Origin of the sequence: Lactobacillus sp. ESL0791, from assembly GCF_029433255.1 — a bacterium.
Lineage (GTDB): Bacteria > Bacillota > Bacilli > Lactobacillales > Lactobacillaceae > Lactobacillus.
On record NZ_JAQTHU010000001.1, the window covers coordinates 601,748 to 621,434 of the forward strand.

At 41.4% G+C, this 19,687-nt stretch carries 27 protein-coding genes and 1 other RNA gene; 20 read left to right on the plus strand and 8 right to left on the minus strand.

The window, feature by feature from the left end:
• Positions 1-7 precede the first annotated feature (7 nt).
• Entirely contained in the window at positions 8-709 is a 702-nt protein-coding gene (locus PT285_RS02910) for a hypothetical protein (RefSeq protein ID WP_277147710.1), read from the minus strand.
• Positions 710-1,010: 301 nt separating this feature from the next.
• On the opposite strand from PT285_RS02910, the gene PT285_RS02915 reads away from it, so the two are divergent.
• The 19 genes from PT285_RS02915 to PT285_RS03005 all read left to right on the plus strand — a co-directional run bounded on the left by PT285_RS02915 (position 1,011) and on the right by PT285_RS03005 (position 12,999).
• Positions 1,011-1,640, plus strand: a complete 630-nt coding sequence (locus PT285_RS02915) for a class I SAM-dependent methyltransferase (RefSeq protein WP_374211459.1) — start codon at positions 1,011-1,013, stop codon at positions 1,638-1,640.
• Positions 1,641-1,649: 9 nt separating this feature from the next.
• Positions 1,650-2,177 (plus strand): tRNA adenosine(34) deaminase TadA, encoded by a 528-nt coding sequence (tadA, locus tag PT285_RS02920; protein WP_277147711.1) that lies wholly within the window; start codon positions 1,650-1,652, stop codon positions 2,175-2,177.
• An RNA gene (gene ffs / locus PT285_RS02925) (signal recognition particle sRNA small type) lies at positions 2,172-2,267 on the plus strand. Before tadA ends, ffs begins: the two co-directional genes overlap by 6 nt.
• A 56-nt stretch (positions 2,268-2,323) precedes the next feature.
• On the plus strand, positions 2,324-4,126 hold the full coding sequence (gene dnaX, locus PT285_RS02930) for a DNA polymerase III subunit gamma/tau (RefSeq protein WP_277147712.1): 1,803 nt from the start codon (positions 2,324-2,326) through the stop codon (positions 4,124-4,126).
• A 26-nt stretch (positions 4,127-4,152) separates the two neighbouring features.
• On the plus strand, positions 4,153-4,482 hold the full coding sequence (locus PT285_RS02935) for a YbaB/EbfC family nucleoid-associated protein (protein ID WP_277147713.1): 330 nt from the start codon (positions 4,153-4,155) through the stop codon (positions 4,480-4,482).
• Positions 4,483-5,082 (plus strand): recombination mediator RecR, encoded by a 600-nt coding sequence (gene recR, locus PT285_RS02940; protein ID WP_277147714.1) that lies wholly within the window; start codon positions 4,483-4,485, stop codon positions 5,080-5,082.
• A complete protein-coding gene (locus PT285_RS02945; protein ID WP_277147715.1) occupies positions 5,083-5,316 on the plus strand; it encodes a YaaL family protein in 234 nt (77 codons plus the stop codon). It abuts the gene before it with no gap.
• Between the two features lie 100 nt (positions 5,317-5,416).
• The gene (gene tmk / locus PT285_RS02950; RefSeq protein WP_277147716.1) at positions 5,417-6,064 is read left to right on the plus strand and encodes a dTMP kinase; all 648 of its coding nucleotides are present in this window, start codon (positions 5,417-5,419) and stop codon (positions 6,062-6,064) included.
• Positions 6,065-6,069: 5 nt separating this feature from the next.
• Positions 6,070-6,393 carry a cyclic-di-AMP receptor gene (locus PT285_RS02955; protein WP_277147717.1) on the plus strand — a complete coding sequence of 108 codons (324 nt, stop codon included), beginning with the start codon at positions 6,070-6,072 and terminating at the stop codon, positions 6,391-6,393.
• Positions 6,393-7,247: a DNA polymerase III subunit delta gene (locus PT285_RS02960; protein ID WP_277147718.1), complete on the plus strand. Its 855-nt coding sequence runs from the start codon at positions 6,393-6,395 to the stop codon at positions 7,245-7,247. The genes PT285_RS02955 and PT285_RS02960 overlap by 1 nt, the downstream gene beginning before the upstream one ends.
• 9 nt (positions 7,248-7,256) lie before the next feature.
• Positions 7,257-7,595, plus strand: a complete 339-nt coding sequence (gene yabA, locus PT285_RS02965; protein WP_277150587.1) for a DNA replication initiation control protein YabA — start codon at positions 7,257-7,259, stop codon at positions 7,593-7,595.
• A 12-nt stretch (positions 7,596-7,607) separates the two neighbouring features.
• Complete coding sequence (rsmI, locus tag PT285_RS02970) at positions 7,608-8,462, plus strand: 16S rRNA (cytidine(1402)-2'-O)-methyltransferase (RefSeq protein ID WP_277147719.1); 855 nt, start codon at positions 7,608-7,610, stop codon at positions 8,460-8,462.
• Between the two features lie 23 nt (positions 8,463-8,485).
• Positions 8,486-9,223: an acyl-[acyl-carrier-protein] thioesterase gene (locus PT285_RS02975; RefSeq protein WP_277147720.1), complete on the plus strand. Its 738-nt coding sequence runs from the start codon at positions 8,486-8,488 to the stop codon at positions 9,221-9,223.
• 56 nt (positions 9,224-9,279) lie between these two features.
• Positions 9,280-9,798, plus strand: a complete 519-nt coding sequence (locus PT285_RS02980) for a folate family ECF transporter S component (protein ID WP_277147721.1) — start codon at positions 9,280-9,282, stop codon at positions 9,796-9,798.
• Positions 9,799-9,825: 27 nt separating this feature from the next.
• Positions 9,826-10,566 carry a tRNA (adenosine(37)-N6)-threonylcarbamoyltransferase complex dimerization subunit type 1 TsaB gene (gene tsaB, locus PT285_RS02985; RefSeq protein WP_277147722.1) on the plus strand — a complete coding sequence of 247 codons (741 nt, stop codon included), beginning with the start codon at positions 9,826-9,828 and terminating at the stop codon, positions 10,564-10,566.
• A 4-nt stretch (positions 10,567-10,570) separates the two neighbouring features.
• On the plus strand, positions 10,571-11,131 hold the full coding sequence (gene rimI / locus PT285_RS02990) for a ribosomal protein S18-alanine N-acetyltransferase (protein ID WP_374211460.1): 561 nt from the start codon (positions 10,571-10,573) through the stop codon (positions 11,129-11,131).
• Positions 11,124-12,173 carry a tRNA (adenosine(37)-N6)-threonylcarbamoyltransferase complex transferase subunit TsaD gene (gene tsaD, locus PT285_RS02995; protein WP_277147724.1) on the plus strand — a complete coding sequence of 350 codons (1,050 nt, stop codon included), beginning with the start codon at positions 11,124-11,126 and terminating at the stop codon, positions 12,171-12,173. The genes rimI and tsaD overlap by 8 nt, the downstream gene beginning before the upstream one ends.
• A gap of 211 nt (positions 12,174-12,384) precedes the next feature.
• Positions 12,385-12,582 (plus strand): type II toxin-antitoxin system HicA family toxin, encoded by a 198-nt coding sequence (locus PT285_RS03000; RefSeq protein ID WP_277147725.1) that lies wholly within the window; start codon positions 12,385-12,387, stop codon positions 12,580-12,582.
• Positions 12,583-12,594: 12 nt separating this feature from the next.
• Positions 12,595-12,999: a type II toxin-antitoxin system HicB family antitoxin gene (locus tag PT285_RS03005; protein ID WP_277147726.1), complete on the plus strand. Its 405-nt coding sequence runs from the start codon at positions 12,595-12,597 to the stop codon at positions 12,997-12,999.
• A 302-nt stretch (positions 13,000-13,301) separates the two neighbouring features.
• Here the strand turns inward: PT285_RS03005 and PT285_RS03010 are convergent, their stop codons facing one another.
• The 4 genes from PT285_RS03010 to abc-f all read right to left on the minus strand — a co-directional run bounded on the left by PT285_RS03010 (position 13,302) and on the right by abc-f (position 17,110).
• Complete coding sequence (locus PT285_RS03010) at positions 13,302-13,541, minus strand: hypothetical protein (protein ID WP_277147727.1); 240 nt, start codon at positions 13,539-13,541, stop codon at positions 13,302-13,304.
• A gap of 41 nt (positions 13,542-13,582) precedes the next feature.
• Positions 13,583-14,950, minus strand: a complete 1,368-nt coding sequence (locus PT285_RS03015; RefSeq protein ID WP_277147728.1) for a PolC-type DNA polymerase III — start codon at positions 14,948-14,950, stop codon at positions 13,583-13,585.
• A 9-nt stretch (positions 14,951-14,959) separates the two neighbouring features.
• A complete protein-coding gene (locus tag PT285_RS03020; RefSeq protein WP_277147729.1) occupies positions 14,960-15,112 on the minus strand; it encodes a hypothetical protein in 153 nt (50 codons plus the stop codon).
• Between the two features lie 75 nt (positions 15,113-15,187).
• Positions 15,188-17,110, minus strand: a complete 1,923-nt coding sequence (gene abc-f, locus PT285_RS03025; RefSeq protein WP_277147730.1) for a ribosomal protection-like ABC-F family protein — start codon at positions 17,108-17,110, stop codon at positions 15,188-15,190.
• Positions 17,111-17,308: 198 nt separating this feature from the next.
• On the opposite strand from abc-f, the gene PT285_RS03030 reads away from it, so the two are divergent.
• A complete protein-coding gene (locus PT285_RS03030) occupies positions 17,309-17,986 on the plus strand; it encodes a fructose-6-phosphate aldolase (RefSeq protein ID WP_277147731.1) in 678 nt (225 codons plus the stop codon).
• A gap of 440 nt (positions 17,987-18,426) precedes the next feature.
• Here PT285_RS03030 and PT285_RS03035 read toward each other — a convergent pair whose 3' ends face one another.
• From PT285_RS03035 to PT285_RS11375, 3 genes are all read right to left on the minus strand, one after another.
• A complete protein-coding gene (locus tag PT285_RS03035; protein WP_277147732.1) occupies positions 18,427-18,657 on the minus strand; it encodes a hypothetical protein in 231 nt (76 codons plus the stop codon).
• Positions 18,658-18,808: 151 nt separating this feature from the next.
• The gene (locus PT285_RS03040; protein ID WP_277147733.1) at positions 18,809-19,210 is read right to left on the minus strand and encodes a DUF3021 family protein; all 402 of its coding nucleotides are present in this window, start codon (positions 19,208-19,210) and stop codon (positions 18,809-18,811) included.
• A gap of 9 nt (positions 19,211-19,219) precedes the next feature.
• On the minus strand, positions 19,220-19,678 hold the full coding sequence (locus PT285_RS11375) for a LytTR family DNA-binding domain-containing protein (protein ID WP_277147734.1): 459 nt from the start codon (positions 19,676-19,678) through the stop codon (positions 19,220-19,222).
• Between the last annotated feature and the right edge of the window lie 9 nt (positions 19,679-19,687).

Here is a 19,687-nt window from a genome sequence, read left to right on the forward strand (position 1 = left end):
CTCAAAATTAATCCAAGTTATACCATTTGTATTTATGACTGCTTAACATCCTTGAGTGGCCCACAGCTCTTTTACCTAAATAGAAAAATAAACCTGCACCTTGGTCTTGCTCTTCCTGCATGTAATCATCTTTAACAACTGCAAGTGCAGCACCTATAACTCCTTGGACCTTTTCAGCTACAATACTTTTGCTTTCATTATCCAGACTAGCAAAGTTTGTATTAACTTGGGCCCTGGCTCTGTCTGTATCATCTTCACCAGTATATTTTATTGAGTTAATAAAAGGCGCGTAGTTATATCTTTTATCGCCTTTAGCAAAGAAATTTTGATCTTCACTTAGGCCTTTTTTAAGTTCTCGATTAACTTCGGCATTAAATTTCTTTTGCTTTGCTTTAGCCTTAGCTTCTTTTTTCTGTTCAGCTTTTTCTTTGTCTTTCTGTTTTTGTTCATAGTCATCATGAGATTGAGTTTCTGTGGTGCTTGATGATTCTGTGGAAGAGCTGGATGGATTAACAGCTGAGTAAATCATGAGAATTGGACTAAGCAAAAACGCTATTCCGAAGTAACCACCGATTATAATTTTAAACCAACCATATTTTCGTTGCTTTCCTTCCTTGTGTCTTTTCCAAGTATCATATGCCGGTCGCAAAAGGCGTACTGCGAAAAACCATAAAACGATAGTTGTAAATAATATTATTATATAAACCATGTTCTCCTCTTTAAAATTAATAATTTTCATCTATAACTATAATTTTATCAGAGATTAATTTTAATTAATACGCTTACTTTGCTAAAACAATAAATCATTGTGATTTTCAAATAATTTCACAGTGTCATCAAACATTCTATCAGGAATGCCATAAGCTTGCATGAAATTCCAAGGTTCGGTAAAAGTGAAGTGCTCCATAATTGTTAGACATAGAACTAACAGTTAGGAGCACTTTTTTCTACCCTTGTTTTTAACTGTTGTTCTTATTTTTGGTAAAATTATTTAAAGAAGTATTTTAGAAATGAGTAATAAGATGGCTAATGAAAACCAAATGTATTTTGCCGCTGATCCCACCGCTAAACATGATGAGCATGTGGTGGACTACCATGTTGCCGGGATTGATTTAAAATTTAAGACGGATGCTGGTGTTTTTTCAAAAATGCGTGTTGATTATGGTTCCGGTGTTTTGATTAAAGTAATGCACGAAGTGACCTTTCCGTCGTGTAATATTTTGGATGTTGGGACCGGCTATGGCCCTCTGGGTCTATTTGCCAGTAAATTCTGGCCCCAGCAAACAGTAGAAATGGTAGATGTTAATGAGCGTGGGCTGGCACTGGCGCAAGAGAATGCCCAGCTTAATTACTGCCGGAATGTAACAATTTATTCTTCTGATGCCTATAGCCAAGTGGATAAGAGTAAAAAATTTGGCCTAATTGTAACCAATCCGCCAATCCGTGCGGGCAAAAAAGTCGTGTCCGCGATTTTGACGGGCGCCAAAGAATACCTGGTTGATAATGGCGTTTTGCTTGCTGTCATCCAGAAAAAGCAGGGGGAACCGAGTGCTAGAAAATTGCTCACGGCAACTTATGGCAACTGCACAATTTTAGCGCGTGATAAGGGCTACTACGTGCTTCAAGCAGTTAAAAAGTAGGGGGGTTAAATGGATTTTACCAGTGAAGAAAAAAAGAAGTACATGCAATTAGCGTTTGCGGAAGCCAAAAAAGCTGAAGAACAAGGTGAAGTGCCAATTGGTGCGATTGTTGTTGCACCCGCTGGTCAGGTAATCGGTACGGGGTATAATCGCCGCGAGCTTGATCAAGACGCCAGTAGTCACGCGGAAATGCTGGCAATCCGGCAGTCCTGTGCCAATTTGGGCCTGTGGCGCCTCATCGACTGCAGCCTGTTTGTTACCCTGGAGCCCTGTCCGATGTGTGCCGGTGCAATTATTAATTCCCGTATTAAAAATGTGTTTTATGGTGCACCTGATCCTAAGGCTGGCGCTGCCGGCAGCGTGATTGACCTTTTTTCCGTTCCCAAATTTAACCATCATCCTAACGTAATTCGCGGCCTGTACCGTGATGAGGCTAGTCAAATGTTAAAGAGTTTTTTTCAGGCGATTCGAGCAGAACAGAAAAAAGCAAAAATTCAGCAAAACGGTGGAAAAAACTGGAAAAATACGTTATCATAATTTGTGGGCAATGTTTGACTCCCAAAGCGTGTCAGGACCGGAAGGTAGCAGCACTAAGGCCGCTTGAGCATGTGCCTTTTATTAGAAATTCATAAACTCTTAACTCTTTTAAAGAGTTAGGAGTTTTTTACTAGGAAGACAAATTCATGGCTTATCAAGCGTTATATCGTAAGTGGCGGCCACGGACTTTTGCAAGTGTTGTTGGTCAAGAAGAAATTACTGCCACCTTAAAGAATGCAATTAAGCGTGGTACGGTTTCGCATGCTTTTTTGTTTGCGGGGCCGCGTGGTACGGGAAAAACTTCCTGTGCCAAGATTTTCGCTAAAGCGTTAAATTGCAGCAACCTGCAAGATGGGGAGCCATGCAATGAATGTGCCAACTGCAAGGCAGCAGATCAAGGCATAATGCCGGATATTATTGAGATTGATGCTGCTTCCAATAACGGTGTTGATGAAATTCGCGATATTCGTGATAAGGTCAAGTATGCGCCTACCCAAGGCAAGTACAAGGTTTATATCATCGATGAGGTGCACATGTTGTCGATGGGAGCATTTAATGCTTTATTGAAAACATTAGAAGAGCCGCCAGAGCATGTTGTCTTTATCTTGGCCACGACCGAGCTGCAGAAGGTGCCGGCCACAATTATTTCGCGAACTCAGCGCTATAACTTTAAACGGATTTCCCAGGCTGACCTTGAGCAGCGGATGAAGTATATCCTGGATCAAGAAAAAATCTCTTATGAAGATAAGGCACTTTCTGTGATTGCTCAGGTTGCCGACGGCGGGATGCGGGATGCACTAAGCATTTTGGACCAGCTGTTAAGTTATGAAAAGGGCAGTGTTAATTATACCGACGCGCTCAATGTTACCGGTTTTGCTGCTCAAGAAAAGATCGAGCAGCTTCTGCTCAGTCTTTTGCAGCATGACGCGGGTGCCGCGCTGACAATGGCCCAGGAGTTGCTGGCAGCGGGCGCAAGTGTCAAAAATATTTTAGACGAACTGATTGAAATGGCGACCACATCGTTAATTATTGTTAAGGCGGGTGAAGACGGTTCGGGCAACTTTTTAACTGCTGATTTTGTTCAGAAGGTCAAAAAGGTTCCGGCGAAAACGTACTTTAAGCTGATTACCTTAGCCAACAAGGCTCTAACCGACCTACGTTATACCAATCAGCAGGAAATTCCGCTTGAGGTATTTTTGGTGGCCGCTGCTTCTGAAGAGGCACTGGCAAATAGCGCGGGCGAAGTTAAAGAAGATTTGAACTTACAGACGGAAGTTGCCACGTTAAAAAAGCAGGTGTCAACTTTGACTCAGCAAGTAGCCACTTTGGCTCGTGGCCGTCAAAGTTCACATTCTAGTGAGCAAATTTTTCATATTGATGCAGGTGTTCCTGCTAAAGAGACAAAAACTTCTCAGAATGAGCCGGAACAGCAAAAGATTAAGACGAAAAAGCCGCTCAAGAAAGTTAAGCATGATGATGAACAGGATCGGAAACGAATTTACCACGTTCTTGAAAATGCGACTAAGCGGGACTTGACGGCAATTAAAGACGTCTGGCCCGACGTGCAATCGAAACTAGGTGTGTCGCAGCGGGCTTTGCTGGATGTGCTTGAGCCGGTTGCTGCCAGCAGTGATCAAGTTGTTATGAAGTGTAAGTATGCTTTCTGGTTTGAGAAGGCCAGTTCTGATAGCGACCTGCTCACGCTGCTGACAAACGAGATTGAAAAATTTGCTAAGCATAAATATGAGATTGTCTTGGTACCCGATGAATCCTGGCTGAAAGTCAGGGCAGAATTTTTAAAGGGACATAAAGACGAGCTACTGGCAAAACAAAAGCAGTCTGATCCGGAACAAGATGTTCCTGCTGATGAGGCAGAAATCAAGGAAGAACAGGAAGTTGTGACGAAGGCCAAGGAACTTTTTGGCGATGCAGTTACTGTTAAAGATTAAATAAGCAGAAGTGTAAAGGAGATAAAATGAGCAAGAGACCTAATTTTGGCGGTATGGGCGGCATGAATATGCAGCAGATGATGAAGCAGGCCAAAAAATTACAGGAACAGATGACCCAAGAACAAGAAAGTATTACCGCACAGGAATTTACTGGTAAGTCAGCCGATGATTTGGTTGTTGCCATTTTTACCGGCGACCGGAAACTAAAGGATTTAAAGATTAATCCGGAGGCAATTGATCCAGATGATCCGGATATGCTGCAGGATCTAGTGATTGATGCGGTTAATAAGGGACTGGAAGAGATTGATCAGGCTACTCAGGCCAGTTTAGGTAAGTACACGAAAGGTATGATCTAATTGCAATATCCATTACCCATTGCGCATTTGATTGATTCCTACATGAAGCTGCCCGGAATTGGTGAAAAGACTGCGACACGGCTGGCTTTTTATACGCTTGATATGCCTGATGAAGATGTTCAGGACTTTGGCAAGGCGCTCACAGAGGTCAAGCAGAATTTACGGCGCTGCTCTATTTGCGGAAATATTACGGAAAAAGATCCGTGTGAAATATGCAGCAATCCGAATCGTGACCAAGCAACGATCATGGTGGTGGAGCAGCCTAAAGATGTGATGGCGTTTGAAGAAATGGGCGAATATATCGGACTTTATCATGTCCTGCATGGTGTCTTGTCGCCAATGGATGGTATCGGTCCGGAAGAAATTAATATTAAATCCCTGATTGTCCGCCTGCAAAAGCAGGACAGTGTCAAAGAAATTATCTTGGCGCTTAATTCAACGCCTGAGGGCGAATCAACGGCGATGTATATCAGCAAGTTGATTAAACCCGCGGGAATAAAAGTTACGCGGCTGGCTGCAGGGCTTGCCGTCGGCAGTGATATTGAGTATGCTAACTCTATTACTTTGAAACGGGCAGTGCAGGGGAGAACGGCGATTTAGATGCGAAAAAAAGACATAGTTAAAGAACAAGGCGACCAGCTTCTGGTTGATTTGATTGAAAAGCTGCAGGCAGAAATAGCACTTGAAAGTGATCTTGATCAAACCACAATGGATTTGTCGGATGATAATATTGCTGCCAGTAAAATTTTGCAGGCCAAGTACTCGTTTTTATATAAGGAAGCGCGGCACCGCAACACAAGATTTAGTGGTTTTACAAATGCGATCAGCCAGTAAAAAGCTCAAACTTTGGGCTTTTTTATTTTGGGCAATTAACTGCTGGTCCAAACTGTCATTATTGTAGTAACTTAGGTAAAATGTACTTATGGAGAGTTTTATGAAAAGTTTTTTTATTAGTTTTGAAGGTCCCGACGGTGCTGGTAAAAGTACGGTTGTTGCCCAAGTGGTGCGTGAACTTGCACCTAGACTTAAGACACAATATCTAGTGACACGTGAACCGGGCGGCTCGGAAATTGCCGAAAAAATTAGGCAGATGATTTTAGATCCTGCAAATAGTAAAATGGCGGCTAAAACCGAGGCACTGCTTTATGCCGCTTCGCGCAGCCAGCACATGGCGGAAGTTATTCTGCCAGCACTTGCGGCAGGAAAAATGGTTTTTTCTGACCGCTTTGTTGACAGCTCACTTGCTTATCAGGGCGTGGGGCGTGATTTAGGCATTGCGCAAGTTAAACAGATCAATGATTTTGCTACCAGCGGGGTTGAACCTGATTTAACGCTATTCCTGGATGTTAAGCCGGAAGTTGGCTTGGCGCGGATCAATCGCCTGCGTCCCCATGCTGAAGATCGTTTGGAACAGGAAAAATTGACTTTTCATAAGAAAGTTTATCAGGGTTATCAAGAAATCTGCCAGGCCAATCCTCAGCGCATCAAGATTGTTGATGCAAGTCGAAATTTTACGCAGGTTGTTGCTGATTGTATTAAAATTATTGAAAATAGTTTACCAATAGATTTTATAAAGGACTGATTTTAATGAAGTTAGTAATCGCAATTGTTCAAAAAGAAGACGCAAAGAAACTGCAGCGTGCGTTTATTGAAAATAATATCCGGGAAACCAGACTGGCAACTACCGGTGGCTTTTTAAGTCAAGGCAACACGACTTTCCTGATCGGGATTGATGACGAGCATGTCAAGACGGTGCTGCGGATTATTAAGCAGGAATCAAAGGCGCGCGAGGAGTATATGAATCCCAACATGGTGCCGACAGGCTTTGATATGAATAGTCAGCCGGTGAAAATTACGGTCGGCGGCGCAACCTGTTTTGTTGTGCCCATTGATGAATTTAAGCGTTTTTGATGAAGATTGATATTAAACAGGTTGGCCCGGAAACGCAAAGCTTGCGTGCGGCTCATGACAAAGGGCAGCTGGCCCACAGTTATCTTTTTGTTACTGGTGACCGGCAGCAAGGCATTAATACAGCTTACTGGCTGGCCTGCCTAGATAATTGTACTGGCAAGCAAAAGCCGGATGGTCAGTGCCAAAATTGCCGGCAGATTATTTCCGGCAACCATCCGGATATTTTGCTGGTGGAACCGGAAGGTAAGCAAAGTTTGGGGATTGACCAGGTGCGACCGTTGAAAGAGGAGCTGGCGAAGAGCCCGGTGCAGAGCAGTCGCCGTTTTTTCATTATTGATCAGGCAGAAAAGCTGACCCTGCCGGCGGCTAATGCTCTGCTTAATTTACTTGAAGAACCGGTTGCACCCGTTGTTACTATCTTGATAACCAACAACCGTGACCAGATCTTGCCAACTGTGCGCTCGCGTACGCAGACAGTTGTTTTTCCTGCGGGTAATCAGGCCGATGGCAGAAGTGATTTTTTACTCAAGAACGGTTTTTCACCGGAAGATATTTCTGGACTGGATGATCCGGCTAAGCTTGATCAAACAAGTAGATATTTTTATCAGGAATGCCTAGAAAAAAATCCTTTGTCTCTTGTTAGTGCCCATCAATTAGCCGCTGCAGCTAGCAGCAAGCTTGATCAGGATTATGTTTTGCTTCAGCTTAAGCAATTGGCGCAAAAAGATTTACCTGAACATCCGCAAGTGAGTGCGAGAATGTTAAAATATTTAGTAGATGTTGATCGAATGCGTTATAGCAATGTAAGTTTTCGTAATCTGCTCGATTATCTTGCCTTGCAGTGGAAACGGTAGGTGAAAATGGTGGATCCTTATTCAAAATTGCAACAGCTTCACGACACGATGGCCAATATGACTAAGACAATTGCCAGTCTTGAGAATAATATTTTGGACACGCTTAAGGAAAACACAGAATTGAAAGTGGAAAATGAATTATTGCGTGAGAAACTGGACAAGTTGACTAGTAATAATAATGAACCGGCTGTCAAGACGAGAAGCGGGCTTGAATCATTAAGGCAGATTTACAAGTCCGGCTATCATATTTGCAACATGTATTATGGTTCACACCGTGATCCCGATTCTGATTGCATGTTTTGCCTTGATATCTTAGATAATTTTGGCGAAAAAAAGAAAAAACAGTAGGGGATGAAGAGCATGCAGCGGCAAAGTTCTTATGCAAAAGATGAAGGCAAGCTTTACCTTGTACCGACGCCGATCGGTAACCTGGAAGATATTACGATCCGGGCCAAGAAGGTTCTGCAGCAGGCAGATTATATTGCGGCCGAGGATACACGAACTAGTGGTATTTTGCTGGAAAAAATTGGCGTGCATAACCGCATGTTGTCCTTTCATAAATATAATTCAAAAGAGAGAGCTCCGGAACTGATCAAACTAATGCAGGACGGGGCAGTAATTGCGGAAATCAGTGATGCGGGGATGCCCGTGATTTCTGATCCCGGTTATATTCTGGTGCAGGAATGCATCAAGCATGATATTCCAGTCGTACCTTTGCCAGGACCGTCGGCGTTTGCGACCGCATTAATTGCTTCCGGCTTTGATGCTCAGCCCTTTACTTATTATGGTTTTTTGCCGCGGAAGAAAACGGAGCAGGTACCTTATTTTGCGGAAATGAATAAGGCGCATGCGACCTCAATTTTTTATGAGGCACCCCACCGCTTAAGCAAAACCCTGCAAAACTTGGCGAGTGTTTTGCCAGCAGACCGGCCAATTGTTGCTGCGCGCGAATTAACCAAGATACATGAGGAGTTTGTCCGTGGGACGGTCCAAGAAGTTGCCGAATATTTTGCAGAAAATGCGCCACGTGGCGAATTTGTTATCTTGGTTTCACCGAGTACGGAAGAACCCGAGCAATTGTCTTGGAAAGAATTGATCAAATTAGTTGATGCCCAAGTTGCAGCTGGCAGCAGCAAAAAGGACGCGGTGAAGAATGTGGCTAAAGAACATCGTGTTTCTAAAAATGAACTTTATGACAAGTACCACGAGCAATAGAAAATAGCCAAAGGAAGGTAAAAATGCAATACAGTGAAAAGCACCAAGTAGAATATGATGAATGTGATGAAAATAAAAATCTCCGTCTTGCATCGCTGATCGATTTAATGATGCAAGTGTCTGAGCACCAGCTCTGGCATGGGGATGCCAGCACCAAGTCGCTGAATGAGCGGGGACTTGGTTGGGTGGTCACCCAATACCATTTTGAAATTAATCGTTTGCCACGCGTAACGGAAAAAGTTGTTTTGACGACCGAGGCTAAAGGATATAACCGCTTTTTTGAATATCGTGATTTTAGCATTGATGATCAGGCGGGCAATAAGCTGATTACCGTTAAGAGTGAGTGGGTTCTGTTTGACTTGAAAAAACGTAAAATGGTGGCGACAGACGAAAAAATGATGAACGAATTGCATATTCCGCTGCTGCCAAAGCTGCCACACTTCCCGCGCCTGCGCCAGCAAGCTGAATATGAGAAAAAAAGGCAGTACCGTGTGCGCTACGATGATTTAGATACCAACCATCATTTAACCAATAGTCATTATTTTAATTGGTTTTTGGACATGCTCGACCGTGAATTTTTGCGTCAGCATGTTGTTAGTAAAATTGAAATTAAATTTAACCAAGAAGTCCGTTATGGTCAGGAACCATATTCTTGCGTCACAGTGAAAGAAAATGATGCTGAGACAAAGTCTTACCATGCGATTGAAGATGATGAAGGCAAAGCACGGGCACTTTGTGAGCTTACCTGGCGTGAAATATGATGAACTATTAGGGCATGACCAAGAAGTCATGTTTTTTTATTGGAAGGGGACTTTGAATGATAAGCAAAAAATGGCTGAAGATTGACTTGCAGGGCCTTGTTTTGTTGGGGCTTGTTGTTGCAATTAAAGTAATCTTGGGTAAGATTGCTTTTGGCACCGCTACTGTGCGCTTGAGTTTGGGTTTTGTCGGTAGTGTCATGTTGGGCTACTTTTTTGGCCCCGTTTGGGGCAGTGTTGGTGGCGGTGTCAGCGATTTGGTTTCGTCTGCGCTATTTGGCAATAGCGGCGGCTTTTTTCTTGGCTTCACGCTGTCCGCGATGGTCGGCCCCCTTATTTATGGCCTCTTTTTCTTTGACCGGCAGGTAAAACTTTGGCGCGTAATTGCGGCAACACTGCTGGTGACAATAGTCGTAAACATTGGCTTGAACACATTGTGGGTGCATTTATTGTATGGAATGGAGTTTAAGGCGGCGCTGATTCAACGCCTGCCCAAAGAGACAATCACACCCTGGCTGCAAATCTTTGCCAGTTACTTTGTTTTGACGGCACTTTCTCGTGTTAAAATAAAAAAGTAGTTTGAATAAAAAGGAAAATAATTAAGAATGAAAATTTTGAGTGTTTCGACAGCTACTGATAATTTAAGTATTGCCCTGAATGAAAACGAAAAGGTGATCGTTGAAAAAAATGAGCAGGGAGGGCGCAATTATAATGAACACCTAGATCCAATTATTAATGAGATGCTAACCGCTAATAAATTGCAGCTTGCGGATATTGACCGCTATGCCGTAGCAATCGGCCCCGGCTCGTACACGGGCTTACGAATCGGCATCACAACGGTTAAAATGTTTGCCAGCATTTTAGAAAAAGAGGTTGCCGGTATTTCTACGCTGCAGGCCCTGGCGGTTAACCAAATTGGAACAAAGATGCTGACGGTTGCCGGAATTGACGCCAGAAATGATAATTATTTTGCGGGTGCTTATTGCAATGAGGACGGCCAACTGGTGAACGTGATTCCGGACGGGCACTACCATATTACGACGCTGCTTCAGGCTGTGAAGGAGTGGGCAATTAAAACTAATTGTGACAAGGTAATATTTCTCGGTTCCGGTTTTGCCAAGCAGGATGAACTGATTAAGCAACTGGGGCTAGCTTATGCCTATGGCAGCGATGAACAAAATCTAGTTCATGCGGGACGAATAGGAAAATTGGCTTTAGGGGCACCGTTGACTGAACCCGATGACCTGCTGCCAAAATATTTACGCCGGACCCAAGCAGAAATTGACTGGCACAATAAAACGGGCCAGCCATTTGTCTCTGATCGTAATTATGTTGAAGAAGTTTAATTTATTGCAGGGCTTGTTTCATCCAGAGAAAAAACAAGTACGGCCAACTTTTGCCCCGGTTGCGACGATTGTGCAGGGCCAGACCCTGCAAGTGATGCAGGCAGGCAGCGAAGATATCCCAGCACTGCTGGCGCTGGAGCAGAAGGTATATCATGGTCCTTTGCCGTGGGATGCATCTTCATTTAAAACGGAGTTACGCAAAAAAAACACGGTGTATTTGGTTGTTTACCATGCCGAGAATTTGGTAGCCTTTATTGGAATGCGGTTTGCCCCGGTTGAGTGCCACATCACTAATTTTGCGGTTGATCCGTCTTGGCAAAGTCATGGTTTGGGGACATACTTGCTGCAGTTAATGCTGAACTGGGCCAAGAATAACGATAGTAAATATGTGAGTTTAAACGTGCGGTCTGATAATTTGGGTGCGCAAAGGCTGTATCGGACATTTGGCTTCACAATTACCAACGTTCAGGAAAATTATTATCAGGATACGCATACTGCCGGCCTACGGATGGTTATGCGTTTAAAACCAGATTTGGCCGGGAAAGGGAAGAGAAGTTTTGAGTGAGAAAAAAGATATTCGGATTTTAGCTTATGAAAGTTCATGTGATGAAACTTCGACCGCGGTCGTTAAAAATGGTCGCGAAGTTGAGAGCCTAATTGTGGCAACGCAGATCAAGAGTCACCAGCGTTTCGGCGGTGTTGTGCCTGAAGTTGCCAGCCGCCACCATATTGAGGTAATCAGTCAGATAACTAAAGAAGCGCTGCGTGAGGCTGATGCCAGCTGGCAGGATATCGATGCGATTGCCGTCACTTACGGACCGGGGCTGGTTGGAGCGCTCTTGATTGGTGTCAGTGCCGCCAAGGCTGCGTCGATGGCTACTGGCTTGCCGCTGATTGGGGTTGACCACATTATGGGGCACATCATGGCTGCACAGCTAAAAGATGAAATTGTGTATCCCGCGCTCGCACTGCAGGCTTCTGGCGGTCATACGGAAATTGTTTTATTAAAAGATCCGCTGCACTTTGAGATTGTGGGCGATACCCGTGATGATGCTGCGGGTGAAGCGTATGATAAGATTGGCCGGGTTTTAGGGGTAAATTATCCCGCGGGTAAAACAATTGATGAATGGGCACATCAGGGTAAAGATACCTTTAATTTTCCCCGGGCAATGATGGAAGACGATGACTATGACTTTTCTTTTTCCGGTTTGAAGAGTGCGTTTATCAATACTTATCATCATGCAGAGCAGATTCATCAAGAATTGAATAAATATGATCTGGCTGCTAGTTTTCAGGCGGCCGTCATTGATGTTTTGGCCCATAAGACAATCAGAGCGATTAAGGAATATCAGCCTAAAACTTTTATTATGGGCGGCGGTGTTGCTGCTAACCTGGGTCTGCGTGAGCGGATGAATCAGGAATTGGCAGCTCTTCCTGCAGCGATTCGGCCCAAAGTGATCTTACCGGATTTAAAATTGTGTGGCGATAACGCGGCAATGATTGGGGCGGCCGCTTATAATTTGTATAATGCGGGTAAGTTCGCTGACTTGACCCTGAATGCAGATCCATCCTTGGAATTGCCGTATGCAAAAAGCATGTTGAAATAAAGTGATATTAAAAAAAGCCATGAAGTGGAATAAAGCTTCATGGCTTTTAATTTGTTGTGCAAATTTATCTTTACAAACTTGCTATTATGTAGCTAGTAAAATATGTTTAAGCATGATATATTTTTAGTAAGCAGGAAGTTACACTAATTATGTGTGGTGTTATTTGCTTAACACGTATTATACGTGTTAAAATATAAATATGGAGTTAGAAATGCCTTTTACTGGAAAAGATATGTTAAAACTGTTGCTAGAACATGGCTGGATTGAACGTAGGGTTGCTGGTTCACATCATCATTTGTATAAAGATGGTGTGAGAATTACTGTACCAGTTCATGGCAATCAGGATTTAGGCAATGGGCTTGAACGTAAAATCCTTAAAGAAGCCGGCCTTATAAAGAATAAATCTTAGGAAGGAATCAACATGACTGAGACGAAAAAAATGTTTTTAGTTTACCCTGCAATTTTTACTCCAGAAAAAAAGGGTGGCTATTTTATTGATTTTCCTGATGTTCAAGGAGCATTCACTGGAATTAATACAAATGATATTTCATATGGGATTGAAATGGCTGAAGAGGCGCTTGGATTAACTTTGGCGGACTATATTGAAAATAATGATGCCTTTAAAAAGCCGACCGCTATTAATGAGCTTAAAGTTCCTGCTGGCTCATTTGCAACTTTAATTAAAACTGATGTAGAAAAATACTTAACTAATAATGATCTTGTTAAAAAGACGTTGACTATTCCTAAATGGGCTGATCAAAAAGCTAAAAAGCAAAAGTTGAATTTTTCCGCTCTTTTGACTAAAGCAATTTTACATGCAAATTAAAGCTTAAAGAGTCATTTTATAAATAGACAGGAATTGCTGTAGATTTAGATTTATGTGAGCATTTGAAATAAGCAAAGACAGCCCAAGAAAATCTTGAGCTGTTTCCAGCGCGGGTAAATCCATAATAGATCGCTCTTTCCCTGTACTACTTGATTAGTTTGTTAAGGATAGCATGGAACAAACGCACAATGCAATTTGACTACTTGCAAGGTACCTGGAAGCAGTCGATTGCTTTTTTTGTTGCATTCAAAAAGCCTCTCAGTATTTGTTGAGAGGCTCATTTGATTAAAAGCTATTATTACTTAATCCTCTACATCTAAAAATTTTTCAAGCATAAGCTTAACTAGAAAACTTGAATATTCTATGCCATAACCATACGCAACAGCAACCAGCTTACTTACTGCAGTACCTAAATCTTTCGATTCTCCTACTTCTTTCTCTAGTCGTTTTTGAAATTTATCATTACGCTCTTTTGTGTCAAATTCATCAAGAAATTCTTCCATATATTTAGCATACTTTACTTCAAATTCTTCTTTGCCCATAATTCTATCCCTCACATTTTAAACTAATTTGCTGTTCTTTTTTAATCAGCTTTCCGATCACTTATAAGTTGTTCTAAATACGGATAAGCTATTATCTGAATTTTGCCTTTATCCATTTGCAATTCGCGAGCCCTCCATTCATTAGCACTATACTTTCCGTTTTTGAGAATTTTTGCAGGTTGCACACCATCAATTAAGTAATCTGTCTTTGTAGAAACCGAACCAGTAACACAACCGCCGTGAGCCTCAATTTCAGCCTTGATATCTTTATTAGGTTTATCAAAAATACCAGTTAAAACAAACGTTAATCCTTTAAGTTCAGAATCAGGTTCCTGGCAAATAGGAACTTTGTATTCTAGGTCATGATCACGTAATTTTTGGTAAATTACTAAATTTGTCTTGCAGTCTTCTAAACTAGTATGCGGCTTATTACCAAGACCAAAATATTCTTTTAGCGTGGCGAACTTCATATCTTTAAGTGCGACAGGAAAGTCATCACGTATTCTTCTAACCATGCGAAGAGTATCGATAGCTTTAATATGCTTTTGAGCAAAACCATTATTTACAACAAATGGAATATCAAATTGAATAATATTATGGCCAACTAAAGTTGCATCATCAACAAACTCATTAAATTTTGGCATTACTTCAGTAATTGGGTCCGCATTTGCAACATCAGCATCAGTTATTCCAGTAATTTTTGTAATGTAACTAGGGATACTTTTCTTAGGTTTAACATAGCTATTAAATTGATCAATTACTTGGTCATCTTTAACCTTTACCGCAGCCACGTGAATAATTTCATCGTTCTCATAACCAAGCTCTGTGGTTTCCAAATCAAATACTACGCAATCCTTTAATTTAGTATCCGATACATCTTCAATATCTACGCCATGCTTTGATAAAAATTGCTGATACTTAGGTATCTTGGGTGTTTTAGGGTTAAGCACACAATCCTTTAAAACGGCATCTGAAATAATTTTATCTGTTGAAGATTTAAGAGTCGAAATTTTCTCTTGGACATTTTCAGAAATTGCCGATTTTTTGTTATCTGTAATCTTAGTTTTTTCGGCTTCAGAATCTTTAACAATAAGATTAGGTTTTAAATCCTTTGTAATTTTTAAATTTGCTTTATCATTGTCAGTTGCATACTTTGAAGGCTTTCTTAGCGCCTTACTAATTGCATAAATGGTCCATTCAATAATTACGCCAATCGCCAAAATTACTAAGAACATGCCAATGGAAGTAGCCGCACCGAAAAATGCAATAAACCATCCAGCCACAAAAAGCATAAGTGAATAACTAATTCTTGCTGGCAGTTTCTTTACTAACTTAACCAAATCGACAATAAACAAAGCAATACTAGCAAACACAGTTAGCATGCCAAGTCCCATCACAAAATCTGACATTTCAACCTCCTAAAATACCAAATCATCGTTCTTCTTAAACAATGATTTAGTATCATCAAGCATCCAATCAGGAATGCCATATTGGTTCATAAATTCGCCAGGCTCAACACATATATCAATTTGGCGCATGGCATAATCATAAATTACACGCAGAGCATACATGTCTGCTCTGTGTTCTATAGTTCCTTTATAGAACACTTCAAAATGATTAGAAGATTTTTCCTCTAATCATTTTTGTTATTCAAATTTATCTAATGCATCAACGGCTTGCTCCCAAGCGGTGTTTGCCTTATCAAGTTTTTGGCTGATTTCTGTTAACTGTTCCTGCAGCGGTCCTAACTTATCAAAATTAGTGGCAATTTCTGGATTCGCCATTTTCTCTTCAATTGCTGCCTGCTGTTTTTCTAGATCGTCAATCTTGTCTTCGGCTTGACTGACATCTCGTTCCAATTTTCGTTTTTGCGAATCACGCTGCTTTTGTTCCTGGTACGATAATTTTTGTGAACCACTATCGCTCTTATCTTCATTTTGCATCAGTGCATTATTATCTTGCTCAGTGGCATCCTGCTTGGCCTTTTCGTCGAGGTAATATGAATAGTCGCCTTCGTATACTTTGGCCTGGCCGTCTTTGACCGCCACAATCTTGTTAGACAGCTGATTGATAAAGTAACGGTCATGGGAAACGAAGAGCAAGGTTCCGTCAAAGTCCTGCAGAGCATTTTCTAAAACTTCCTTTGCTTCAATGTCTAAGTGGTTGGTTGGCTCGTCCATTAACAAGAAGTTGTTGTGCTCAAGTGACAGAACGGTTAAAGTTAACCGCGCCTTTTGTCCACCCGATAGCTGGCCCACGGTCTTATCAATGTCTTTGGCCGTAAAAAGAAAACTGGCTAAAATCGACCGGACATCCTTTTCCGGCATCGTTTTATGGCGGTCCCAGACCGTGTCGATCACGGTTTTGCCCGGTTCAAGTGTCTGCAGTTCCTGATCATAATAGCCGATATCTAGCGCAGCACCGTACTTAATGCTGCCGCCTTTAGGTGTCAGCTGCTTCATGATTGTTTTGAGCAGAGTCGACTTGCCAATCCCATTTGGTCCGATCACGGCGACGCGGTCACCCTTGTTGACCTGCAGCGAGATGTCTTTGACCATCGTCTTTGTGGGATAACCAATTGTAAGGTCTTTTAAAATTAGGACTTCCTTGCCTGATGGCCGTTCACTTGCAAAGTGAATCCGTACCTTGCTCTTGTGTTTGGGCGGCTGAATCCGTTCGATTTTTTCGAGCTGTTTGCGCCGGCTTTGCGCCCGCTTAGTTGTGGTTGCACGCACTAGGTTTTTTTGGATGAATTCTTCATCTTTTTTGATTTTTTCCTGCTGCTTTTCGTAAGCTTCTTCTTGCTGACGGTCGCGCAATTTGCGTTCAGCGAGATAGGCGGAATAGTTGCCTTTAAAAGCAGTCAGTTTGCCAAATTGTAATTCGAAAATTTGGGTCGCAAGATGATCCAAGAAATACTGGTCATGTGAAACAACCAAAATGGCACCGGAATAGCCCTTAAGAAAGCTTTCCAGCCAATCTAGTGTATCCAAATCCAAATAATTGGTCGGCTCATCAAGCAGCAGCAGCGGCGGTTTTTGCAACAGCAATTTGACAAAAGCCAGTCGCGTTTTTTCACCGCCAGACAAACTGCCGATTAGTTTCGACCAGGTTTTTTCGGGGAAGTTAAACCCGTTCAAAATGCTCTTGATATCTGCCTGGTAAGTATAGCCGCCGTCTTGTTCAAAATTGAACTGCATTTGGTCATATTGTTTGAGCAAATCCTGATTTTCTGGCTGCTCGGCAATTTGTTCCTGCATCTGTTCAATCTTTTTGCCTGTATTAATCAGTGGTGCAAAGACTTCCAGCACCTCGTTCCAGATGGTTTTATCCTCGTCTAGCGCATTTTCCTGGGCAATATAGCCGACGTCAATGTTCTTGTTAACGGTAAAGTCGCCATGTGTTGCTTCTTCTTCACCCGTCATGATTTTGAGTAGGGTGGTTTTGCCGACACCGTTGGGTCCGACGAGACCGATGCGGGCATTAGAGTCAATCGAAAAGTTAACATTTTTAAATAAAGTGGTGGCACCGAATTGTTTTTCTAAATCGTGCCCTTGTGCAATTATCATATTTTTCACCTAAAAACTATTTTAGCATATTGGGTGCAGATATTACTTTGCTAATCTTGGAATAGATGCTAAATGTTTGGGGCTGGTAAGAATTGTGCTAATGTAAATATAAAAATCAAGGAAACAAGAGGACAAAAAGTAGTAGAATGAAAGCGGCTAATTAAAATGGACTGTAAATTATAAATAGAGGTGTTGGAAATGGAATTTCTGTTAGATACAGCTGATGATGCTGCGATTGCAAAATACAAAGAAATAATTCCCTTGGCTGGTGTGACTACCAATCCGTCAATTATGAAAAAAGAAGGCAAAGTTGACTTCTTCGAACGACTGAAAAAAATTAAGGAAATTATTGGCGCAAACCGTGCCTTGCATGTACAAGTAGTTGCTACAACCAGAGACGGCATTATTAAAGATGCACACAGAATAATTGCTGAACTGGGAAAAGAAACCTATGTTAAAATTCCTGTGACGCAAGAGGGCTTGGCAGCGATTAGGGTGCTGAAAAAAGAGGGCGTTAGAATAACTGCAACGGCGATTTACACCGAATTGCAGGGCTATTTAGCAATCTGTGCCGGTGCTGATTATCTTGCCCCGTATTATAACCGGATGCTGGAAAGTAATATCAATGCTAAGGAAGTTCTTTCTTACTTTGTCGAAGCCATTGCAAGAACAGGGAGTAAGACTCAAGTATTGGCTGCCAGTTTCCACACCGTTCAACAAATAAATGAGGCAATTGAAAGCGGAGCTCAGGCAGTGACAGTTGCTCCTGAGTTTATTGAAAAGGGACTGGAAAACCATTTGATTATGGATGCGGTTAGCGACTTTAGCTCAGACTGGTCCCAGATACATGGTGCTGGTTCGATTGTTGATTTATAAAAAGCGTAAATGATAAAAACTGTGTTGATACCAAAAAATCTTCCAATGATTTTAAAAAGTCAGTGGAAGATTTTTATTTATTATGCCGTTTTTTTTTGTCCAAGTTAACATTTTTGAATAAAATAGAGGCACCGAATTTTTTATAAATTGTGCCTTTGTGTAATTATCATATTTTTCACCTAAAACCTATTTTAGCATATTGCAGGCAAGTATCAGGCAATAAAATAGGTGTCAGCAAGGCAATCACGGCAAAAAAAGACTAGCGCAGAAATAAATCTTGGCTAGCCTTTGCTATTTTAAATAGATTTTCTTTTATCATTTGCGCTTGGCGGCTTAAGCAAACCTATAAGACCAGCATCCATCATAATTAATCCAGCACTGATCCGTTGCTCAGTAATCATGGTCAATATTGCTCCGCAAATAAGCGTAATACCAAGGACTTAATCCCATTTTTGCGCTTGCGTCATCTTTTCTTTAATGACTGCTTTTTCTTTAGCAATTTTTTTATTAAATGAGCAAATAAAAATTAGTAAGCCGAGGACAACAAAAATGCTTAAGGAAATATAACGAAAGTTTCCTTTTACAGTAAGATAATACACAATGCCGATAATAATTTGCAGTAAGGCAAAGACTTGCAGTGCTTGTTTCTTGGTTAATTTGTTTACAAACATAGTTCGCACTTCCTTTAAAAATATGTAGCTAAGTATAATCTTAACCTGATTTTTTACAAGATAATTGTTAGGTTACTATTTGTATAATTAATCTTTAGGGAGCTAAATCTGCCCTATTGCGAATTGTGAAAAATACACTGGTTCTACAAAGCTAGTTTTGTTTCTTGTGGTTTCTTTTAGCTAAAGTTTCGTTGATTTTTTTAACTCGGAGATAACTCATCAGTATCAGGACGATCCAGACAAAAACATAAATAGTAATGAAAATAAGCCAGAAGATAACTGAATGCAGGGCCAGCACCAGTTTGCCTTCATAAGCGGTGGCGGCAAGGACAATTAATAAAGTAAGGCCAAAGTGTAGTAGCAGCCTAACAATAGGGAAGTTGTCAGTTTGCAGAATTTCCGACAGCATACCGATTAACGCGCTCATTACAATAACTGTCAGAATATTTTTTTGACTGGGAAAAGTTGCGGGCGTTTTAAACAATAGGAGCATCAAATATGCAAATGCGCCAAAGCCAATCCCATAAATTGCTTCCGATAATATTCGTTTCATCTGGGCCTCCTATATTCCTAAAAAATTCATCAAGTCTTTGACGTATTTGCGGCTGACACTGGTACGAAAATCTCCGGTTAGTTTGGCGGTTAGGTTTCCGGAAAAACTGTCTTCAAGAGCCAGCAAATGATCGACATTAATGATTGCATGTTTGGAAATTTGTAAAAATTGTTCTGCGGGTAATTTACGGCCAAAGTTTGCCAATGTGTCTTTAGCATGAAAAATTCCGTTGGTCGTGTAAATTAGTAGTGCCGCATTATAAATATCAACGAAAATAATCTCGGCAGTTTTGACCATCAAAATCCGCTCGCTTGTTTTAATAGCAACAATGCTGCTTTGCCTACCTTCATTATAATTGTCCAAATAGTGTAAAAGTGCCTCAACCTCCGGGCTTTTTTCGGCAGCCTTGATAACTATAGTTGGTTCATGAGCATCAACTTTTGCATCTTTTTCAAAACTTACATGCACTTTCATCAC